Annotated in this window: 19 protein-coding genes and 1 pseudogene; all 20 read right to left on the reverse strand. The window is 35.3% G+C overall.

The window, feature by feature from the left end:
* Positions 1 to 63: 63 nt before the first annotated feature.
* Complete coding sequence (locus ACOI1C_RS19480) at positions 64 to 2,763, reverse strand: DEAD/DEAH box helicase (protein ID WP_422512233.1); 2,700 nt, start codon at positions 2,761 to 2,763, stop codon at positions 64 to 66.
* A gap of 356 nt (positions 2,764 to 3,119) precedes the next feature.
* On the reverse strand, positions 3,120 to 4,376 hold the full coding sequence (locus tag ACOI1C_RS19485; protein ID WP_422512234.1) for a DUF4139 domain-containing protein: 1,257 nt from the start codon (positions 4,374 to 4,376) through the stop codon (positions 3,120 to 3,122).
* An 8-nt stretch (positions 4,377 to 4,384) separates the two neighbouring features.
* Positions 4,385 to 5,035, reverse strand: coding sequence for a hypothetical protein (locus ACOI1C_RS19490; protein WP_422512235.1), 651 nt, complete (start codon positions 5,033 to 5,035; stop codon positions 4,385 to 4,387).
* Positions 5,036 to 5,107: 72 nt separating this feature from the next.
* A complete protein-coding gene (locus ACOI1C_RS19495; RefSeq protein ID WP_422512236.1) occupies positions 5,108 to 6,100 on the reverse strand; it encodes a helix-turn-helix transcriptional regulator in 993 nt (330 codons plus the stop codon).
* A gap of 117 nt (positions 6,101 to 6,217) precedes the next feature.
* A complete protein-coding gene (locus tag ACOI1C_RS19500) occupies positions 6,218 to 6,517 on the reverse strand; it encodes a GIY-YIG nuclease family protein (RefSeq protein ID WP_422512237.1) in 300 nt (99 codons plus the stop codon).
* A gap of 56 nt (positions 6,518 to 6,573) precedes the next feature.
* A complete protein-coding gene (locus ACOI1C_RS19505) occupies positions 6,574 to 6,729 on the reverse strand; it encodes a hypothetical protein (RefSeq protein ID WP_422512238.1) in 156 nt (51 codons plus the stop codon).
* Between the two features lie 8 nt (positions 6,730 to 6,737).
* On the reverse strand, positions 6,738 to 7,151 hold the full coding sequence (locus tag ACOI1C_RS19510) for a hypothetical protein (RefSeq protein ID WP_422512239.1): 414 nt from the start codon (positions 7,149 to 7,151) through the stop codon (positions 6,738 to 6,740).
* A complete protein-coding gene (locus ACOI1C_RS19515; RefSeq protein WP_422512240.1) occupies positions 7,109 to 7,396 on the reverse strand; it encodes a hypothetical protein in 288 nt (95 codons plus the stop codon). Before ACOI1C_RS19515 ends, ACOI1C_RS19510 begins: the two co-directional genes overlap by 43 nt.
* 5 nt (positions 7,397 to 7,401) lie before the next feature.
* On the reverse strand, positions 7,402 to 7,704 hold the full coding sequence (locus tag ACOI1C_RS19520; protein ID WP_422512241.1) for a hypothetical protein: 303 nt from the start codon (positions 7,702 to 7,704) through the stop codon (positions 7,402 to 7,404).
* Positions 7,705 to 7,851: 147 nt separating this feature from the next.
* Positions 7,852 to 9,798, reverse strand: a complete 1,947-nt coding sequence (locus ACOI1C_RS19525) for a DNA/RNA helicase domain-containing protein (protein WP_422512242.1) — start codon at positions 9,796 to 9,798, stop codon at positions 7,852 to 7,854.
* Positions 9,799 to 10,033: 235 nt separating this feature from the next.
* Positions 10,034 to 10,426 (reverse strand): retropepsin-like aspartic protease, encoded by a 393-nt coding sequence (locus tag ACOI1C_RS19530; protein ID WP_422512243.1) that lies wholly within the window; start codon positions 10,424 to 10,426, stop codon positions 10,034 to 10,036.
* Positions 10,423 to 10,722 (reverse strand): hypothetical protein, encoded by a 300-nt coding sequence (locus tag ACOI1C_RS19535; protein ID WP_422512244.1) that lies wholly within the window; start codon positions 10,720 to 10,722, stop codon positions 10,423 to 10,425. Before ACOI1C_RS19535 ends, ACOI1C_RS19530 begins: the two co-directional genes overlap by 4 nt.
* 107 nt (positions 10,723 to 10,829) lie before the next feature.
* A complete protein-coding gene (locus ACOI1C_RS19540) occupies positions 10,830 to 11,162 on the reverse strand; it encodes a hypothetical protein (RefSeq protein WP_422512245.1) in 333 nt (110 codons plus the stop codon).
* A gap of 469 nt (positions 11,163 to 11,631) precedes the next feature.
* Positions 11,632 to 12,819: a mandelate racemase/muconate lactonizing enzyme family protein gene (locus ACOI1C_RS19545; protein WP_422512246.1), complete on the reverse strand. Its 1,188-nt coding sequence runs from the start codon at positions 12,817 to 12,819 to the stop codon at positions 11,632 to 11,634.
* A gap of 8 nt (positions 12,820 to 12,827) precedes the next feature.
* Complete coding sequence (locus ACOI1C_RS19550) at positions 12,828 to 13,967, reverse strand: glycerate kinase (RefSeq protein WP_422512247.1); 1,140 nt, start codon at positions 13,965 to 13,967, stop codon at positions 12,828 to 12,830.
* 81 nt (positions 13,968 to 14,048) lie between these two features.
* A complete protein-coding gene (locus ACOI1C_RS19555; protein ID WP_422512248.1) occupies positions 14,049 to 15,392 on the reverse strand; it encodes a 2-hydroxycarboxylate transporter family protein in 1,344 nt (447 codons plus the stop codon).
* 147 nt (positions 15,393 to 15,539) lie between these two features.
* Entirely contained in the window at positions 15,540 to 16,643 is a 1,104-nt protein-coding gene (locus ACOI1C_RS19560) for a tartrate dehydrogenase (protein WP_422512249.1), read from the reverse strand.
* A gap of 175 nt (positions 16,644 to 16,818) precedes the next feature.
* Positions 16,819 to 17,493 carry a GntR family transcriptional regulator gene (locus ACOI1C_RS19565; RefSeq protein WP_422512250.1) on the reverse strand — a complete coding sequence of 225 codons (675 nt, stop codon included), beginning with the start codon at positions 17,491 to 17,493 and terminating at the stop codon, positions 16,819 to 16,821.
* 143 nt (positions 17,494 to 17,636) lie between these two features.
* Positions 17,637 to 19,190 (reverse strand): P-loop ATPase, Sll1717 family, encoded by a 1,554-nt coding sequence (locus ACOI1C_RS19570; protein ID WP_422512251.1) that lies wholly within the window; start codon positions 19,188 to 19,190, stop codon positions 17,637 to 17,639.
* 344 nt (positions 19,191 to 19,534) lie between these two features.
* Positions 19,535 to 20,089, reverse strand: a pseudogene (locus ACOI1C_RS19575) (transposase).
* Between the last annotated feature and the right edge of the window lie 214 nt (positions 20,090 to 20,303).

Below are 20,303 nucleotides of genomic sequence, written 5' to 3' on the forward strand. Positions count from 1 at the left end.
ATTTTCTACTAATCTGAAAAAAATTGATTTGTTTTATATTGTTTGAACTGCATTCAAGACATACTAAAGGCAAGTACTTTCAACCTCCTTACGATCACTTTCAATAATCTTTGAAAGCATATGCAATATATGTTTTCCTCCGGCTTTAGATAAATTATCATTATCTTTACCTGGGTATTGAATACAAGATGGGCATCCACCAACACACATACAATTTTCCAATAATCTCAATGCACTTTCAGCAATTCTATTCAAGTGCTCACCAATTGCTTTTGTTGTTCCCATTCCACCTGATTGATTCCCAAAAAATCCAATTACAGGCATTCCTCCGAAAGAAGATAAGGATAAACCTGAAAAACTAGATATGTCGTTTCCATCACAAATGATAGTATCAGGAATAATAGATAACAAAACATGTTCAGCTGCCCTTATAGAGCCATCAAGTTTTTCTGGTGTGAAATCAGATCCTAAAGATTCTTTAGTATTCTCCAAGAATGTGTTTGAAAGAGAAATCCAGAATCCTTCTGCATCAAAATTAGCAACAAGTGCATTTTCAAGATTGTGAGCTTCCAGAATTCGTGAACTAAAATAAGACTTTGCATAACCAAAAACAGTTCTTTTTATCTTCAATACTCCCGTTGAAAAGGTAGATTGATCTGACAATCCCTTTGTATCATCTTGTTCTGAAATACTAATAAAATCCTTGAATTTAGATTGAGTATAATAATCAACTTCTCCTGTTAGAGGTGTTGCTAATATTTCTAATTTGTTTCGATTAATACTATCAACACGATATCCTTTTTCGTTAGCATTCCAATAGATCGCTCCTTCATGGAAATCCCGAAAGGCTGTCCACTCATCAACACTTTCCAATAACACCTCACGTTTCTTGGTCGTAACTACTTTATAATTCTGAGAAGATCCTGATCTCAGACTACATCTTTCTAAATCTTCATCAGTCGATTCTTCTATTTCACTTAATAATAGATCAGCATGTGCAGTATTACTTACAAACAAGTTTAAATCTTCTAACGTAATAGGTCTCCCCAACTCTTCTTGAAGATACGCCAGATGCAGTTTTAATAATGATAGGTTCTTAGGGTCGACTCTTACCACTTCTGGTGGCTTTTCAAGGAAGCTTTTCGGATTTTGCATATAAAATTGTTGTAGTGGTTCATCTTCAAAGATCATTACAGCAACGCCTTCACCTTTTCTCCCGACTCGACCAATCTGTTGTGAAAAAGCTGCCTTACTACCTGGATAACCACTTAATAGAGCAAAACTCAAATCGCCAATATCAATACCTACTTCTAAGGCATTTGTCGTAATAACAAGATGAACATCACTCTTCTTTATCGCATGGATAACTTGTTTTCTTTCATCAACACTTAACATACCATTATAAAAGGCTGCTAGTTGCACCCCACTAACATTCTCTTTTTTCAATCTTAACTTCTTTCTTAAAACATCCTTCATATATTTCGCAGTTACTTTTCCTTGTAGACGAGAACCCTGAAACATTATCGTTCGGATTACTTTTTCGTTATGTACGAGAACTTCTTCAGCAATGGCTAGGGCATCAGACACAGGTGCTTTTCTTACTCCTGTATCCAGAGTAATCCCTGGGTTCCAGAAAACGATATTACGTCTTCTTTTTAATGAACCGTCATTATCAATTAATTTAAAATTTGATTTACCTGTTAACTCTTGTGCTAAAAACTCTGGTTTATCTATCGTTGCCGAGCATAAAATAAACTGAATATTGGGGTTACCTAGCTCTTCACAAACCTTTCTCAAACGTCGAAGGACAAGGGAAACATGACTACCAAAGGCACCTCGATACAAGTGCATTTCGTCTATAACGATATACTTAAGGCTTTTAAATAGATTGGTAATATGCGTTGAAGAATGGCTATTACCCTGATATTGCTTCAATAAGGAATGATGGATCATATCTGGATTCGTGAAAAGTATCCGCCCATTATTCAATAATCTTTTTCTAGAGCCAGGTTGAGTATCTCCATCAAGTCTTCCGAACGGTATGTATGTTGATCCAAGTTTAATAACTCTCTCAAACCATTCATCTTGCTCGAGTTCTTTATCTTCTACGTCTTCCTCTGTCCAACGATAAAGCTGTTCCACCTGATCGTCCGCTAAGGCCTTTGTAGGGAAAATATAGAGTGCCTTTGCATTAGGGTCTTCTAATAATCCTTGTAAGATTGGCAAGTTAAATGAAAGTGTTTTTCCAGATGCTGTTTGAGTAACGAGAACTACATCCCTTTTTTCCCTAACAGCATTATACGTTTCCGCTTGATGTGAAAATAAAGAAGTAATGTTCATCCTCTCAAGGGCCTTATACAAGCTTTTAGGTAATTCTTCATTAATAGGACCAAAGGTCGGTTCAGATTCAGGTATAGTGTGGACATAGATTTCAGCCCGTTCTTTTATGCTTAACTGTTCTAGTTTTTCAATAATTTCATCTGAATGAAATTCACTTGAGCTAACACCTGGTATTCTTTTGTCCACAATTATAGGAATCTCTGCAGGGTCAAGTTCAATTTCATCATGACATTGTGTACAATACACACCATCACTTTTGTCTTCCATCCAATTTGTAGATATATCAAGGTTATTCCATGGACTAGGTTCTAATGCCGCTCCAACCTTATACTCTACAAGACGGTATTCACCCCTTGATAATACACGATGACTTAATTGATACCCTTTTAATAACGAACCACAACTACATTTTAAATATGCCAATGATAGTTCCTCCGTTTCTAAGAAATTAAGACCCTAATTCTATATTTATACTAAATTAGAAGATAATTACATGGTTATATTATATCAGAAATATATTGAAGTACTTTAAATAAAAATGCCTGGACCACCCTTAGTTTGCCGATTAAATATTCGACAGAGTTCAAGGAGTGACCAGGCACCTATAATTTAAATTCAAAATATAGAAGGGGAAACAACCGTCCCCATTCTTCTTCATAAGTAAAAGGCTAAAAGAAGCACGAGAACCGTCCCCATGCTTCCCTTTGATGGATTGTCTTTAATAGGCTTAGAAAATATAAAATACACGAACAATACGATGAAAATACCTATAAATACAATCAATTGCTATATTCCATATATTCAAATATTAGTTTCTCAGTTGAATTAGCAGCTACTCTCATTTCAAAAGTAATCTCTTTTCCATTCAAATCAATAGGGTTCTGATTAAAATCTAACATTTCCCAATCATCTCGATCAAAACGATGAGTTATTTGTGCTTTCTCATTTTTATCCGTTTTATTCTTAATAGTATATGTGTATCTATAATGATGATAATCTTCATTATTAACACTGAGAATTTCTTTTTTATTTTTAATTGATAGATTTGTTGTTATACCTGACCTTAGAGTCACATTCTGATTTGGAAGAATCTTATCAACATGCACCTCACCTACAAATGCCACCCGTTCGTGTTCTTCATAAATATGAGCTCTACCTTTTGGTAATAAGTAGAATAAGTTATTCTCCTTACTATTTTCAAAAGTATATGTTATTGAACACTGTGAAGAATTAGGAAGAAATGTGTATACTCTTTCTATTGGAATGTTAGCAACATCAAAATAATTAACAAACAATTCTTTTCCACTCTCTAGACTAATTTTTTCAGGTAGAACAAGAAGATGATGCCCCCCTACTCTAAAAGTATCAATTTCAGAGCTTCCAGTTTGATCGCTGTACAATTTCAACTCAGAATATTGTAAAAACCTCTCTATATTCACTTCACCAGCCATTAACTGGATGTGTACATCTTCTAAATCCATTCCACAGTTATTTTTAAAGACGCAATCTGCTTTTAGGTGACATACATCTCCATTAACTATTAATGTATAATTCATTCGCCATGAGAATCCATTAGTACCATAAAAAATCGTGATCTCATCATTAGTTGGTGTCAAATCCATACTAACTGTGGTCATAAATAAACTTAGGTCTTCTAATGGAAAAATGCACCTTCCTGTTGGGTTAAATACTACTTGTTTCGTATCAATAAACTGGATAATAACTTCAGGGGTAGCAGAAATAACTTGAGCTTTTTGTTGAACAATCTGACCATCTTCTTGGTACAAAATTTCTTTGCCAATAAAATGATTTAATAATTCTTTTTCGCTTTTTACTCCATGAACAATTTGTTGTTGATGAACACAGACATCTTTAACAAAAAGCGTATCCAAAATAATCTGAGGAGATAAGTCTTTCAATTCCAAGGATGTACGAGATTTTCCTAAGGACAATTGCCTTTTTTCTTCAATAAAAGCAGTTCCATGATCATATATTGTCGCAATAAGTGTTTTCCGGGAATCCTTAGTCAATATCATCGTTATCTTTATGCCTCCTTCAAGTGAACTTCCATTTCATTAAGCCATATAATACGATCTGCATACTTTGCTGGTCTAGGGTGACGATAATATGATCTTTCCGAATGTAATAAACCTTTATGCTTCTTTTCTTTTTCAATTACAACTCTAGTAAACTGTTTAATGGCAGCTTCACCACCCCAGGCATATATTAAAGTTGGGTTTAATTCCAAGTGGTTCTCTAACTCCTTTAATCTTTTCTCATTAAATATGGAGTGACTTTTATTATTAGACTCCCTAAACTCCTTTAAGAACTTTTTAAACTCATCAAAATTACCCGTACAAACATCCGATAGATTTATAATCTTAATGCAATTCCATTTCATACGCTCCATCAAATTCATTAACTGATATTGAGTTGGATCGGGGTTGGCTGCAACAAATTCCTTTTCCCCTCCATCCTTTGGGAATGCTTCAAACTTAGCGTTTTTATCGACAGCTGAACAACTACCTGGATTCGCCATTACAATAACAGCGTCTGTTTTTGCCGACTCTTTCCCTTTTCGAATAATTCTTGCTTCGCTGCGCATTAAATACTCTTTTTCCCCAGCTTGTGCCTTGTAAAAATGTGCCCAAATATTAAAATGTTTTTTTAATACATCCGCTGTGATTAATGCCATAATTCTCTCTCCTCCATTCGTTAAAATCAATATATCACTGAATCAAAATTATGAACCGCCGTTTTGGGGATCTCATGTTTTTCCGTTATATACTTCATTAAATTTAACCGCTTCTTCCCTCATTCGATTAACTAGGTTTGATGGATAAATAGCTCTTGCATCAGAACCCCAAGTCAAAAGCCACCTAACTAACCCATCACTAACAATTGCTGGGGTTATAAGGCGAAATCGACTATCACTAATCTTTTTTATATTGGCCCCTGTCCCAAAACGGTCAATAACCACATTGATTAAGTGATTATCAAATTCCACTTCAATACTTTGCTCTTCACCTGCATACATATGAAAAAGCTTCGAACGATAGTTGTATAAATTAAATGATGGGTCCGGAACAAATTTCTCATCTCCTATTTCCACAACTCGCATACGGTCAATTCTATAATGAATGAGCTTTTTCTTTTTTTCATCTGCGGCTATTAAGTAATAATATTCTTGACTCCATAAAACACCATATGGAAACACTTGATAGATTTTCGGATGTTTTAGTTCTCCAGAAAGTACAAATTCTTTCCGAACATTATATCGACCATAACAAAATGTTAATACCCTCCCTTGACGTATAGCTTCGTGAACGGTTTGTATATTATCAGCAAAATAAGGTGCATCAAATTTCGTTTCACAGTTCACCAATTCATTTTCAAGTTTTTCCGCTAATTGATCACTAGTAAGCGATTTAAGCTTCACAATAATTTTTTTGGTAGTGCCTTCAGATATAAAACGTGCAGCAGAAATAGCATCCATTAAAAGTCGTAACTCATGGAGCTCAAATAAGTGTTCTTCCAACCAATAGAATTTCTCGGTTCTTTGTGATTGACGGTAAGAATTGATTTTCCGGAGGCCATCTTTGGATTCTAGAAAATTTAGATCATTTCTAATTCCCTTTAAACCAGCATTAATTTCCTGGTTATTTAAATAATCTTCAATTTGAGAGATGGTCATGCCATGATCTTTATAAGTATTACGTTCTAAAGCCTCAATAATCGTTAGAAGTCGGTCCCGGTTCATTTTTCATACTCCTTTCATTTGAATTTAATTCTCATAACTTGCTAGACGATCATTTCTTTCAATCTTCGAATGAGAAGTCAATAATCAGCGGCATAACTCAGAAAGAAGTAATGATTGCTAAATTTGCTTAGCATAAAAAGATGATGCAGTATTCACCAAATCATCCTTCATAACACTCTGACTTTGACGGTATTCCATGGCTTTCATTGTGGTTGTAGACTCAACAGTTGAATCTATGTCCTGCACCAATGTTTGAAGTTCATTGACATTTGTATTGAAAAACTCTTTACGTAAGTTGATTTTATTTACTCGATTATTATCTAAAATTTGGTGAAGTTTTTGTTCTAAATCTACTGCATCATCACTAATGACCATTGCATGTATATCAAACTTAAACGGAACAGATGCATCACCCAATTCATCATGCGTTCCAAAGGATTTAATCTTCTAGTCATACCAATTTTAAAAGCATCTTATCCAAATGACCCAAGATTTGATATGACATATACATATCCTGCTCTACCATTTGCACGTTTTATTATCTCTTCTTTTTGCCCCTCTAACTTCTCAACTTGATCTTCAAGTTCCTGCATACGTGATTTAAGAGCGGCTATCTTATCTTCATCCACTTCTTTTTCTAAGAGGGCTCTATTTTTTTTGATTCAATTAAATACTTTTCTTCTTCTTTTTCAATTTTTTTACGTTCTTGCTCAAGAATCTTCCGCTCTTCTGCTTCTTGTCGCATTTGCTCTTTAATTAACCGCTGCTCTCCCTTTTCTTTTTCCCTTTGAAAGTAATACTTGTATTCTATTTTGATGGCATTAATAAATAAGGGCTCCATTTCAGTGAGAAACCTTGTAATAGTTGGTAGAATAATTGCATTCCCTTCTCCACAGATTGATAGATACTTAGAAATGAGTGTCCTTGCATTTTCTTCTGCTTTATCAAGATTAGAATTACTTAAGGTATAAAGAATATTTTGTAGTTCTGATTGAAGACCGATAACCATTAGGTTATAGATTGTAAGATTGGCTTTAGTGGTGTACCGCATTTGATAAGTTTTGAGCAGTTTTTTATTTCTCGGTTATTAGCAGACATATCTTGTCTTAATAGTTTTGAATCCTTATGGTGAAGATCAAGACTAACAATAGTATCTAAAATTCCATCCTCTAATGATTTTTCTAGTGTCTCAAGTTCTTTTTGAATTTCATTAAAATTAATAGCATTGGGAAAACGATCAATTAGCGTTTTAATCCCCTGGCTTTCACTAATATATTTCTTTGCATTCTTTACCATTTTCTCTACTCTGTTCTTTTGCTTGATAGCTCTTCTTCAAGTGAGAGGATTTGTAGATCTAATACTTCCTTTTTAGAAGTGAGTTCCTTTAGTTCTTTCTTTGTATTCTCCTGTATAGTACCTGCCTCTATCTTCGCTTTCAATAGAATCTGTTCTCTTTCAGCTTGGAAAGAAGCCTTTGTTTGAAGAATAATCTCATCGATTAGCTTTTCTTTGTTCTGTAACTTTTCTTCTAATTCATTTAAGTGATTCTCCTTAATGGGAAGGGTCTTATTAATGGTTAATAACTCTCTAATTTCCTTTAACATAACAACCTCCAATTATTCCATATATTTCTATATATATATAACTATAATACAAAACAGATGAAAAAACTCTTTGAAATAAATAACAAAACCTGCTTAAGCAGGCCAAAAATTCACTAATTAACTTAAAATACCAAACTATTGTATTCTTTAATAATCCCCATCATCCTCAGCTACTTTAGAACTCGGCTTAAAAAATTCATTCTCACTATAAGTGATATGCACTTCTTTAACTCTTTCTCTAAAATAACCCTCTAGTTCTTTATCCGTACAATAGATGAAACAGCCCTTTTGTCCGCGAGTCATTAAGGTTCTATAGGTGTTTCTGATAATCTCGTCGGCTAGCAGCTGAGCTTCGTCAGGTTTTTCTTTAAGCATTTTCTTAAGACCTTTTAATGAATTATCTGTTTTTGCACGTTTTGTATGATCTGTTTGGACCTTATCGTCACGGTATATTAAATCGTCTCCGATGATGACTCCAACATAATCAAATTCTAGGCCCTGGCAGGTGTGAATGCACCCAATTTCATGAACAGAGTTTTCATCAATTGCCCAAGTTTCAGAATTGTTCAAGTTCCAGCTCATTCCAAAATTATGATCTGAAAGTACGATATCATGAAAACGCGAATTTGCTTTACCCTCTTTAATCCAGTCCCAGCAGTAACCTGCTACTAGGCGTGATTTGTTTTTTTGTTTATTTAGTTGCTGAATCTCTTGTCGTAATTCACTGGGATCAGAATAAACTCGAAAATCGTAATTAGAACCCATATGCTGATTATTTGCTGTTTCACGAATTTGCAATACGTCATCAAGCCAGCTAATGTATCCATCTGATCCATTACAGCGAAACTGTGAATCGAGCTTTAATCTTGTCACAGTAGCGCCCAACTCTTCTGAAAAATTCTCAATGGTTCCGATACTACCTATATCCTTTAAAGTAACCCTTTGCCTTTCATCGATAAAAAAGATCGATAGTTTGGAAGCATTCATGACTTCCTTGATTTGATTCTCACCTAGGTTACTAAACAAACCTGATTTTTCATTCAAGCGGTGAGCCTCATCTATAATCAAAACATCAAACTCATTTGCGGGAGCATTTATATAGCTTCCAGAGCCTTTGAATAAGTTATCAATATGACCTTTACGAAAATTTTGCTTTAACTTTGTTGCATATATATTTCTTGGCGCAGCATTCTTGGTCACATATTGAGAGACCATACTTCGATTTGTTGTCTCCACTAATAGATTAACGGCTAAAACAGACTTCCCTGTACCAGGTCCACCTTCAACTACTAAAACCTGTTTTGTATTTGTTCGAAGTGCTTCATTGGCTAGTTGAAGGGCGGTTTCATATACAACCTTTTGATCATCAATCATTATAAATTCTTGATTCCCTTGTAGCATACTACTAAGAGAATCTTGCAGAGACTTTGACGGGCGGATTCTACCATTTTCAATCTTATATAGGATCTCTTTATTATCACCGAATTTTATATACCGCTTGATAAAACTTCGTAAATTACCGGCATCTCCTTTTACAAAGACAGGGGCTTGTTCGATATAATAATCATAAATCGGGTCAGTTAAAGGATCGTTGTCACCTAAATTAAGATAGTTATGTAAATAAGCACATGGATAAAGACCCATATCCTCTTTCTGAGCGTTCTCATTGTAATCCTTAATCAATGCTGCATAAGACCAAGCCTGATACGACGGATGAGTGGTCTCAACCAACCCCTTATTCATCGCCGTTCTAACAATTGCCTCTTTCCCCTCAATCTTCTCAATACTTCCCCACTGCTTTAGTTCAACAATCACAACCGATTGACGAGAATCCTGATCAGAACCAGTAATGAGGAAATCCACCCTCCTAGAAGTGTGAGGAATCTTAAACTCAATCGCAACACCAGCATTATCCGGAATTTCTCGATCACTAAGCACCCGATACATATACTGCATCGAATTATCCCAAGACCGAACCTCCCGCTCATTAATTCGCCCAATCTTGTCAGTATAGTTATTACATATATTGTTCACTAGTTGATCCTCAAAAACATCCTTTAGGAATTCATCCTTAGTAGCTTCATAGACTATCATATTTTCACCGCTTTTGGGTTTTATCTTTATTATATAGGAAGTGGGTATTGGGATGGGAATTATTAGTGTGTTTGTCGGGATTGAATTGAAACATTATAAAAGGCACCTTCCAAATTTTTGGATGGTGCCTGGCACTTTTTATTGGCACTTTTTATTTTCATCTATAAAATCACCGTTATTGGCGAAGAGCCAAATTACTTTACTCAATTTAACATCCTACTATTAATCTGTGAATTTATATGGGGTATTCTGATGCATAAACCATCATTTTTTCCGTATCAATAATTAGGTTTGAAACACTTATAAAATCAAAACCTAGAATTCCATCAATATCCATTCCGTAATCCATATTTCCAATTTCAACTTGGAAATCCTCTTTGCAGATATCTCGGAATAATATTGAATTGAATCTCTTTACATAAACGTATTCAACACCGCCAACTCCTCTAATCGTATCTACCAAATCATTTTCTTCGGGGACAACTCCGATCTCGTCTACTACATTTGCATTAAATATAGTTCCAGCAGAGCCTGTATCTAATAATACCTTGTCCAAAATCAACTTTTTTCCACGAAAATGTACTTCCAGTTGAACAAAAGGAATTCCATATTGAATAGCAATCTTCATCTTCGGCCACGAATCCCTATATACCGTTCGCGCGCAACTAATTTTGGACGAGAGGTATGGAAAAAACAATATTCGCGTTGTGGTTGTTCTAGACGTAATTTATCATATCGGTGCATGGCTTCAATCGATTGTTCGAATCGATCAATTACTATTACTTCCTCAATATATCGATTACCTTCATTAGATTGTGCCTTTATAACCTCCAGGACCACCCATTCATTTGGAAATCGATCTTGTACTTCTGGCCAACGGATCTTTTCCCTCCGCTCAAATGTATTTATTACTATTATACCCAAAGTTCAAAGACAGGTAGTATTCACTACTCTATAGAGACCCTTTAAAACAGTTTAAATCTTTGTATTTAATTGTACCCCTGCCCAATTTTTTAGACTCTACTCATATCTTATTCTTCGATAGGAACTAAGACGTCACTAAATTCGAAATCATCTCCATAATTCTTGAACATTTCTTCCTTGTATTCTTCAAAAGGTAAATGAAAGTTTTTAGTTGGGCTACCAAACACTATTGTGAATTTTCCGTAGTGATGTATAACCAAATAGCTAGCCACTAGGTCAACATCATCCTTCGAATACTTTAGTTTATACTTTTCGATATCCTCATCCGTTGGAATACTATTTAGCAAATATTGCTTACGACTTCCATCTCTTTTAACTAATGAAAATACTCCATACCCCATCAGTTCGACTTCCTTATATTCAATACTATTGTTTTTCATTCCTTCCATAGTTTTGAGTAATTATATCCACACCTATTGCAGAAAATATATTTTTCATCGGTTTTGTAAAAAAAGTCTTCAACTGCAGAACGACCGCAGCAAGGACATTTTATTGCATAAAAAATAGAGGCCATTGAATCACCTTCCTATTAATGTTTTAAGTTTTTTGATAATGGATTTAGTAATGTTGAGGTTAACAAGAAGGTAATTGAAGAAAAGTAGAAAAGAAGTAGAAGATAGGAGTTGTAGTTATTTGTGTAAATAGCTAGCGATGTTCCAGAAGATCAAAAGAAGAGAATTAAGGCAGGGGTATGATTTTATTATAAGTAAGTGCTAAATATTGTCAAGTAATAACCGAAGTTCACTAGTCATATTAAAAGTGAGAGGCACCTTCCATATGGCACTAACTTCTAGAGTCTACACCCATGCCTGTCACACAACTAATAAAAAGCAGGGTTACCCCCGCTCTTTACTGATCCACTATTGACCCATCTACATGAAGTCGTGTGTTAATTTCTCTGCGTTGGAATGGATATTGAAATTCAATATCATCTATTAAATCAATTCCGATTCCGTTGCCTGTAGGTGTTTCGATAAATCCATTTGTTGCTCTCGGCACCCAAGTTACTGTATCGCTTTGTTTAAATGTGTTGGTAGCTGAATGCTCTGAGCTAGTGAATCGTTCTGTTGCCGATATCGTATCATGGTCTGGTAACTCCAAGATTGCTAGATTCTCTACAGATGCAGCAACTTGAATACACGCAGCAGTACTAATCGGACTTAAAGGATTGTGAGGTACGATTTTAACACCATTTGCTTCAGCAATGGCCGCAATTTTCCTTGCTCCTGTTATCCCACCACATATACAAACACTCGTTCTTGCGTATGACATCGCATTTCGAGATAACAACATTTGAAACTCTTGAATCGTATGAATTCGTTCACCCGTTGCAATCGGGACAGTTGTTTTGTTAGCAATCAGTGCCATTGAATCAAAGTTATCTGGTGTGGTTGGATCTTCTAAGAAAAATGGATGATATTTTTCGACACCTTGAGCAAAGGCAATTGCCTCACCTGGCGTCATGCGACGATGAAGTTCCAAACATAAGTCTAAATCATCACCTACTGCTTCACGAATCATTCGTACTCGATCAACTGCCTCATTAATCATTTTTGCATATGGCATAAAGTAAGGCTTACTTCTAGGTTCATCTAAAAACGGTGATAAATGACCTACAGCTGTATAACCTAATTCCTTTGCTTTCACACAGCTCGCAATTAATTCATCTGTTGTTTCACCACTTACATGATAATACGTTCTAATTTTATCTCTTGTCTTTCCACCAAGTAATGTATAAGTAGGCACATCAAACCGTTTACCAGCAATGTCCCAAAGTGCAATATCGATAGCACTAATTGCACCCATAATCGCTGCTCCTCTAAAATGAAAGGAGCGGTACATGTATTGCCAATGGTGTTCAATTCGTAGAGGATCTTTACCAATTAAATAACCTTTAAACGTATTTATAGCTTCTCTTGATGCATCAAGAAACCCCCATGCTCCCGATTCCCCAATTCCTGTAATCCCTTCATCAGTATAGATTTTTACATACAAAAAGCGATTCACACCGATTACTTTCACATCCGTTATCTTCATGGGTCCTCCTATTTTTTCATCGATTTTATTAGACGAAATAATTGATTTGCTGTTACTCGCAGGTTATTACACGTTACTTGTTTATTCATGGCCTGTTCTAAAGACATTGGTGTACTAATGATTGAAAAATATGAAATTACGCCTTGTTCGTTCAATGAGCTGGGGCCAACAGGCACACTGCCAGCTAATGCAATGACAGGCACATTGTATTTAAGGGCAAGCCGTGCGACACCGAGTGGTGCTTTTCCCATAGATGTTTGTTGATCAATCTTGCCCTCACCCGTAATTACTATATCCTTTCCTTGTAAGTGCTTTTCCATTTCAATAATATCTAAAACGAGGTCTATACCTGACTGTAGGCTAGCATTTAAAAATCCTACAAACGCTGCACCTAATCCTCCTGCTGCTCCAGCACCTTGAATGTTATGAATATCTAGATTCAACTGCTGCATGGCAACCTCGGCATAATGCTTTAATCCGTTATCGAGTTCAACAATCATTTCCACTGTCGCGCCTTTCTGAGCTCCATATATAGAAGCAGCCCCATTCGGACCGTACAAAGGATTATTTACATCACACGCTACACGGAAGGAGCAGTTTTTCAATTCTGGATGTATTTGAGTGAACTCAACTTGATGAAGGTTAATTAATGATCCTCCACCTAACCCAAGATGTTCATGATTTCCATCTAAAAATAGAAATCCTAATGCTTGAAGCATCCCAATTCCCCCGTCATTCGTTGCACTTCCGCCAAGACCGATGACAAATTCTCTGCACCCTTTTTCTATTGCGTCTAGGATCAATTCACCTACACCGAATGTTGTTGTCACAGATGGATTTCGTTCATCTATTGGTACGAGAGGCAAACCACACGCTTCTGCCACTTCAATGACCGCCGTATTTCCATCAATTATTCCGTATGAAGCATCGACCTTATTACCTAGTGGACCAGTTACCATCTTGCGGATTAACTCTCCACCTCGAGCGGCAACTAATGCTTCCACCGTTCCTTCTCCTCCGTCCGCTAACGGTAAAATCATAATTTCGGAATCTTTATACACATCATAAATCCCTTCTGAAATTGCTTTACTAGCTTCATTAGAGGAAACACTTCCTTTAAAGGAATCGATTGCAATCAAAACGTTCACTTTTTGCAGCACCTCCTATAAAAAAATGAAAGACTCGAATCTATGAATATAAGATTCGAGCTCATATGATTACTTCTTTTTCTATAATAAGAACGAAGCAAGAACAGATAATAGAATTAACATGAATGCTCCACCGATTCGTGAAGAGATTTGTAGAAACGGCATTAAGCCCATTCTTCCACTCGCACTTAATACCGCTACGTCACCAGATCCACCCATGTCTGCCATTCCAAGACCTGCAGCAATCGATGACTCAACAAAGTAGAATCCGACAAGTAACCCTACTAAACCAGCACCAAGTGCCGCCATAATAACCGTTAACAGAGTTAAGCTTATATAGCTAGGATTCATAACTATTTCTAATACACTATTAAAATCAATCATACCTGCGCTAATTGTAACTAATATCGCTGGAACCCATGCCATGGAGATAAAGTCATACCAGTCTTCAGAAGCCTTTTCTACACTATCAGGTAATAATTTAAATAGCTTTAAGGACGCTGCAGCTAGTATAACCCATACATATGAATGAAGTGCAGGGACTAACTCGTTTGCAATCTGACCAAAAACAAAGATACCAGAAGCTAGAAGTAACCCAATTGCAATATTTGATAGTGAAGATGGAATTAAACCTTGCTTTTTATCTTCAGAAGCCGCCTTAGGCTTTGACGTATCTGATCTTAAAATTTTCCCATCACCAGAAAAGTTATTAAATAATGGTTTCTTTCTCTTACCTAGACCATTCATCAAACCTGCTAGAATAATACAGATCATATTCCCTACCATTACAGCTGGTGCAAGCTTCGCTAAGTAATCTCCAGCGTCACCACCAGAAGTAGATGCATAGATTTCAGACAATGGGACAGCACCTGCTGCCATACCTCCACCCATGATCGGTCCTACAACGAAGAAAATCGTTTCTGAAAAACCAAAACCAATTAAGTGACCAACTAATCCACCCACTAATAAAGCGCTTGCAACTCCACCTAAGAGAGGAATGAAAAATCGTATTCCTGTCTTCATCAACATATCACGGTCCATGCTAAGCAGACTACCTACGATAATACCTGTTACGGCAACTTCAGCAAAGCCCATTTCGTTGTAAAAATTATCAGCTAATGCACCAAAGCTTTCAGGAAGGAAGCCCCAATACAAGAACAACGCCGGTATTAAAATACAAAGTAACGGTCCTCCACCGAATGTGTTAAAGACAGGTATCTTATCCCCAATCCAGGATAACAAACCACCTAGCACCATCGTAACAGCAAAGCCGCTTGCAATATTACTTGGTAGCAATTCAAAGTACATTCCAATTATTACGATTAATGCAATACCGAGGAAAATGGGTACCTGCAAACCTAATATCTTCTGATCTTTTAAACTGACTTTCGTTACTCCAAGATTTGTTTCTGTTTGACTATTCATCCAACTCACCTCTTATTTAAATTTGAAAACCATTTTGCCCCTAAAGCGCTTTCAAAATCATTTAAATAATAATGTTAAGTTACTTTTGTCCACTGTTTAACCAATGACTAGAGGTAGTTTAACTATGATGAATATTGTACAAATGGATTAAAGAATCTCGATATTATTACTTTCTACTAATTTACCTTTCTTGTCTACTTCTTTCAGTCTAGTAATAATCTCATCTGTTACTTCTTTCGTTGTATGCTTACCACCAATATCTGGTGTTAAGAAACCTTCGTTTGTTATACTTTCGATTACTTCAAGTAGCGTTGTTCCAAGCTCCTGCTCTCCAAAATAATCTAACATCATCTTCGCTGTCCAAATTTGGCCAATTGGATTTGCTATACCTTTTCCAATAATATCTGGTGCAGAACCGTGTACTGGTTCAAACATAGATGGGTACTTACCGTTTACGTTAATATTGGCTGCTGGCGCAATTCCGATGCTTCCCATAATGGCTGCACCTAAGTCTGTTAAAATATCACCGAATAAGTTACTTGCCACAACGACATCAAAACGTTCAGGCTGTGTAACGAAAAACGCGGACAACGCATCGATGTGCTGTGAGTCATTTGTAATTTCAGGATAGTCGCTTGCAACATCTTTAAACACGCTGTCCCAAAATGGCATCGAGTACACAATTCCGTTCGACTTTGTTGCACTTGTTACATGCTTTCTACGAGTCTTGGCTAATTCAAATGCAAATCGCATTGCTCTCTCTGTCCCTTTTCTTGAGAAAACAGCATTTTGGATGGCTAGTTCATCCTCGCCCTGGTAAATATTCCCACCAATCGTACTATATTCCCCTTCACTATTTTCACGAACAACAATGAGGTCAAAGTTCTTTGGGTTTAAAAGTGGAGAACGTACACCTTTTAATACTTTTGCTGGTCGGATATTAATGACTTGCTCAAATTCACGACGTATCTTAATCAGTAGACCCCATAATGAGATGTGATCTGGCACAAGCTTTAAGTTACCTACAGCTCCAAGGAAAATACTATCGAAATCTTTCAATCTCTCAAGACCATCCTCTGGCATCATCGTTCCATTCTCTAAATAATACTCACAGCTCCAAGGGAACTCCGTAAAATTAAATTGCAGACCACCATGAAGTTCAGCAATAACCTTTAATACCTCTGTTGCAGCCGGAACAACTTCTCTCCCTATTCCATCTCCTGGTATATTTGCGATTTTTAATGTTTTCAATTCTGGCTCTCACCCCATAATGTTAGTATGTAATGTCACTTTAGTATCCGGTCGACCGGATACTAATTTAATCATAAATGATACTTTTCCACTGCGCAATACATTTTTTTAAAATTTTCAATCAATTTATTTGAAATAAAAAAACACTCCATTTTTCTCGTCGGAGTGTTTAATATTACGAAGTTAATTTTTTATTTAAATAAGACGTTAAGTTATCTAAATCTAGTTGTAGGTGATTGACCATCGCTTCAGATGCTTTATTTGCGTCTCTTTTCTTTATCAACTCAAAGATTTCTCGATGTTGCTGCAGAATGGCTTCAGCACGGGATTCACCCTTGAAGTTCATAATACGGAAAAAATACATAAGGGATCGTAGTTCTGATAGTTGCTTTTCGAGACGGCTATTTTGCGTAAACTCAATAATCATACTATGAAAAGTTTCATTAAGCTTGATAATCCTCTTCGGTTCTAACTTCTCTTCAATCGCCTTTTCTGTATCGTAAAGTAACCGTTCAATCTTCGCAATTTCTTCATCGGTTGCGATTTTAGTTGTTAATCCAACTGCGAAAGATTCAAGTGCTTTTCTACAAAAGTAAATTTCCTCAACATCTTTGAGCGTAGGCTTATATACAATTACCCTCGACTTATCATCCAATATGACAAGACCCTCTCGTTCTAGCATTCGAATCGCTTCGCGAATCGGGCTTTTACTTACATTAAATTCCTTTGCTAACTGGTTTTCTACAATACGTTCACCAGGCTGAAAAACCCCATCAAAAATCATATTTTTAATTGAATGATAAAACTGTTCATAATAAGGTACTGGCTTGTTAACCGTAAAATAATCCATACTACCATCCTTTTCTAATAAAACACGTATGCTCTTTCACTATTTTAAAATAGGTTACTTGGAAAAATCTAGTTTTATTTCAACCTTTTGGTTTACCATCACTTGTTATAGGGCTCACCATTATTTAGCTAAATGAGGTTTTATTATGAATGTATTGCTTCTGAACTTCCGACTTCCAATTCTAATTCCAATTCATCACTAGCTTCATTTCCTATTTTGGTAATGCCGTTTTCAATTAGAAATCTCAATCTAGGTTCAATTACCCTGTATTTTTTTGTAGATGAACCTAGATTGTCAGTTTCTGTAATTAACGCATACTCCCTAATTATTTTTATATCACTACTTGTTTTCTGAGTAGAAATTTTATACTCAGCCACCCAATCTTTCACTTCAAATTCTAATTTTTTTAATCGTAAGATTTTATTAATAACTGTGATAATGTAATCTTTTCTACTCGCCTTTCCTGGATATAAAGATGGATAATCAAAGTTTGTTATAAAATGATTATATCCTTTGGATAAAGCTAAAGAATTAAAATATTTAACTTCACTATCTATGATAGCTTGTTCATCATAAACTCTGGATAGTAGCATTATTAAATGTCTAGGAGATTTATAAGCTAAGTTTATTACTTTTGTTATTTCCACTGGACTTTTAATAATATCAGAAATGGTAACTTGTTCATTTGAAAAGTACCCTAAACGTTTTTCAACAATATTTTTAAGTTCCTCATCTGTCCATGTAATATCAATAGGTTTAAACTTATCAAATCTCACGCCAGTATTGTTTAAAGAATTTTTAACCTTGCTCCAGATTACAAATACAAATGCAATATCCTCTATATGAAGAAGGTTTGTATCTAAAGTTATGTCTTTTATAAATTCTGTAATATTAGAGATATTACCACTTAGACTAGGATACTCATCAATTTTATCGAAAAAGACTGCAACTTTTTTAAAATCACATTTTTTTGAAATAGAAAGCATATCTTCTAGAAACTCTTTGCATTTTTTTATATCAGCAACATCAAGAATATTGGATTTTTTTCCGACTCCCGATAGTTCAAACTCCGGTATATATTTTTTATAAAACTCTTCACTCAAACCACTTCCATAACCTAAGGACTTTCTAACCGTATCACTAATAGTTTCAGAAGTAGCTGATAGTACTATATTTACAGGTTTTGAAAAGAATATGTTATAAACAGATTTTAGGAAATTAGATTTTTTATATTTAGTTGTATTATTATATATCCTCTCAAGTTCAGACTGGCTAAGTGTATCGAAGAACTCACTAATAAAAAATGCAAGTTTCTCTTTTTCATATTTTGTTAGTTTCTTAATAGTAGATTTATCAGTAAAAGTAAGTATGCTGAGAAAATTCACTAGCTGTTTAATCACTTCAATTAAAAAATCTTTTTCATTATTTTCTAAATTAAAATTGTCGAATCTATCTATTAGGAGAGTTAAAACATTTTCATTTTCAAGCTCTTCTTTAAGGCGAAACATAAGTGCAGATTTCCCAATCCCTCTTTCCCCCACAATAAATCTTGTTCTACCTTCTTTAATATCTGTTAGAATAGTTTGGAAGTATTTTGGATTTTGAAATATATCATTTAAATAATCCCGTTCTTCTTCTGCTGAAAATCTAGAAAAGGGATTATCATTAAAACCCAAGTTTCTGTATAGTTCATTCATTTAATCAACCCCGCACTCTTTTTACCTTGATTTTACCAATATTAGTAAAATAAAGTATATCCAAGATTATTCATGAAGTAGATTCTCTTCCGAGAATTAACCATAAACTTATAAGAAAACTGCTGAACCTAAGTTATTTTGTAGTTTTCTTTTTATTTTGCCCTCTTTTTCTCAGCCATTGAACGAATCGTTCCAATGAAAAACCTTCAGGAGCGAAAAGTGGACAGACTAATCCCTTGGGTTTATGCTAAATTTTTAAAATATTGTTAATCATTATATGTTTCCCAGAATACATCTTTGTATAGGCAACTACTGCATAATTTGAACGTCTTGTCTTATAGTTTTCATACCCGAGAACGGCTTTTATACAAATCACCTGTTAACCCGTCAAATAGAAATAAAGGGTGGTAGCCCATAGACTGATAATGTGCATTAAAAGCAGTATCCTCCTGATTTCCTGTTGTCTCAAAATTAGCAGAATCAATATCGAAGATATAACCTCGACTTGGTTTTATCAGTTATACTCGATCAAATAAGCACTGAATGGTCTGTTGAAATTGACCAACTGTTCCATCTTCTACCTTTGAATTCAAAGGTGAAATAGTGGGTTGTGAAGCTAAACTATCTTTTGGAAAAACCTGAAGCATTGTGGGTTCGACTTGAAGATCGTCAGTTGAATTGTCCGTATGGTAGCCCGCGAGATGTTGGTACACTTTCTGCATAATAACATCATGGTTGGAGTGTGTATTGATGTTTTGTTTAACAGTTTCGGTTATGCCTAGTTTTTCGTCAAACTCTTTGTATTGAAGCAAACCAAAATCAGACGAAAGATCTCCACCTTCAAAATTGACCTTCACTCCTTTGTTGAAAAATATGTTCTTTTCTTGTAAACTCTTCATATAGAATTCCTTCCTCTTTCTAGTTTTATTGTGGTATTAAAACATATCAAAGATAGGGATTTCTTTTCATTTATTTTCACTTAATAAGTGAAAATAAAAAAGCGAGAGTTCCTTAGTGTGATAAGGAATTCTCGCTTTTTTGTATTTCTATATGAATAATCTAGGGTCTAGGTATATTTAAATAAGGGATTAATATACTTCCTTTTAAAATATG

This window comes from Bacillus sp. DJP31 (genome assembly GCF_049310945.1).
Taxonomy (GTDB): Bacteria; Bacillota; Bacilli; order Bacillales; family SA4; genus Bacillus_BS.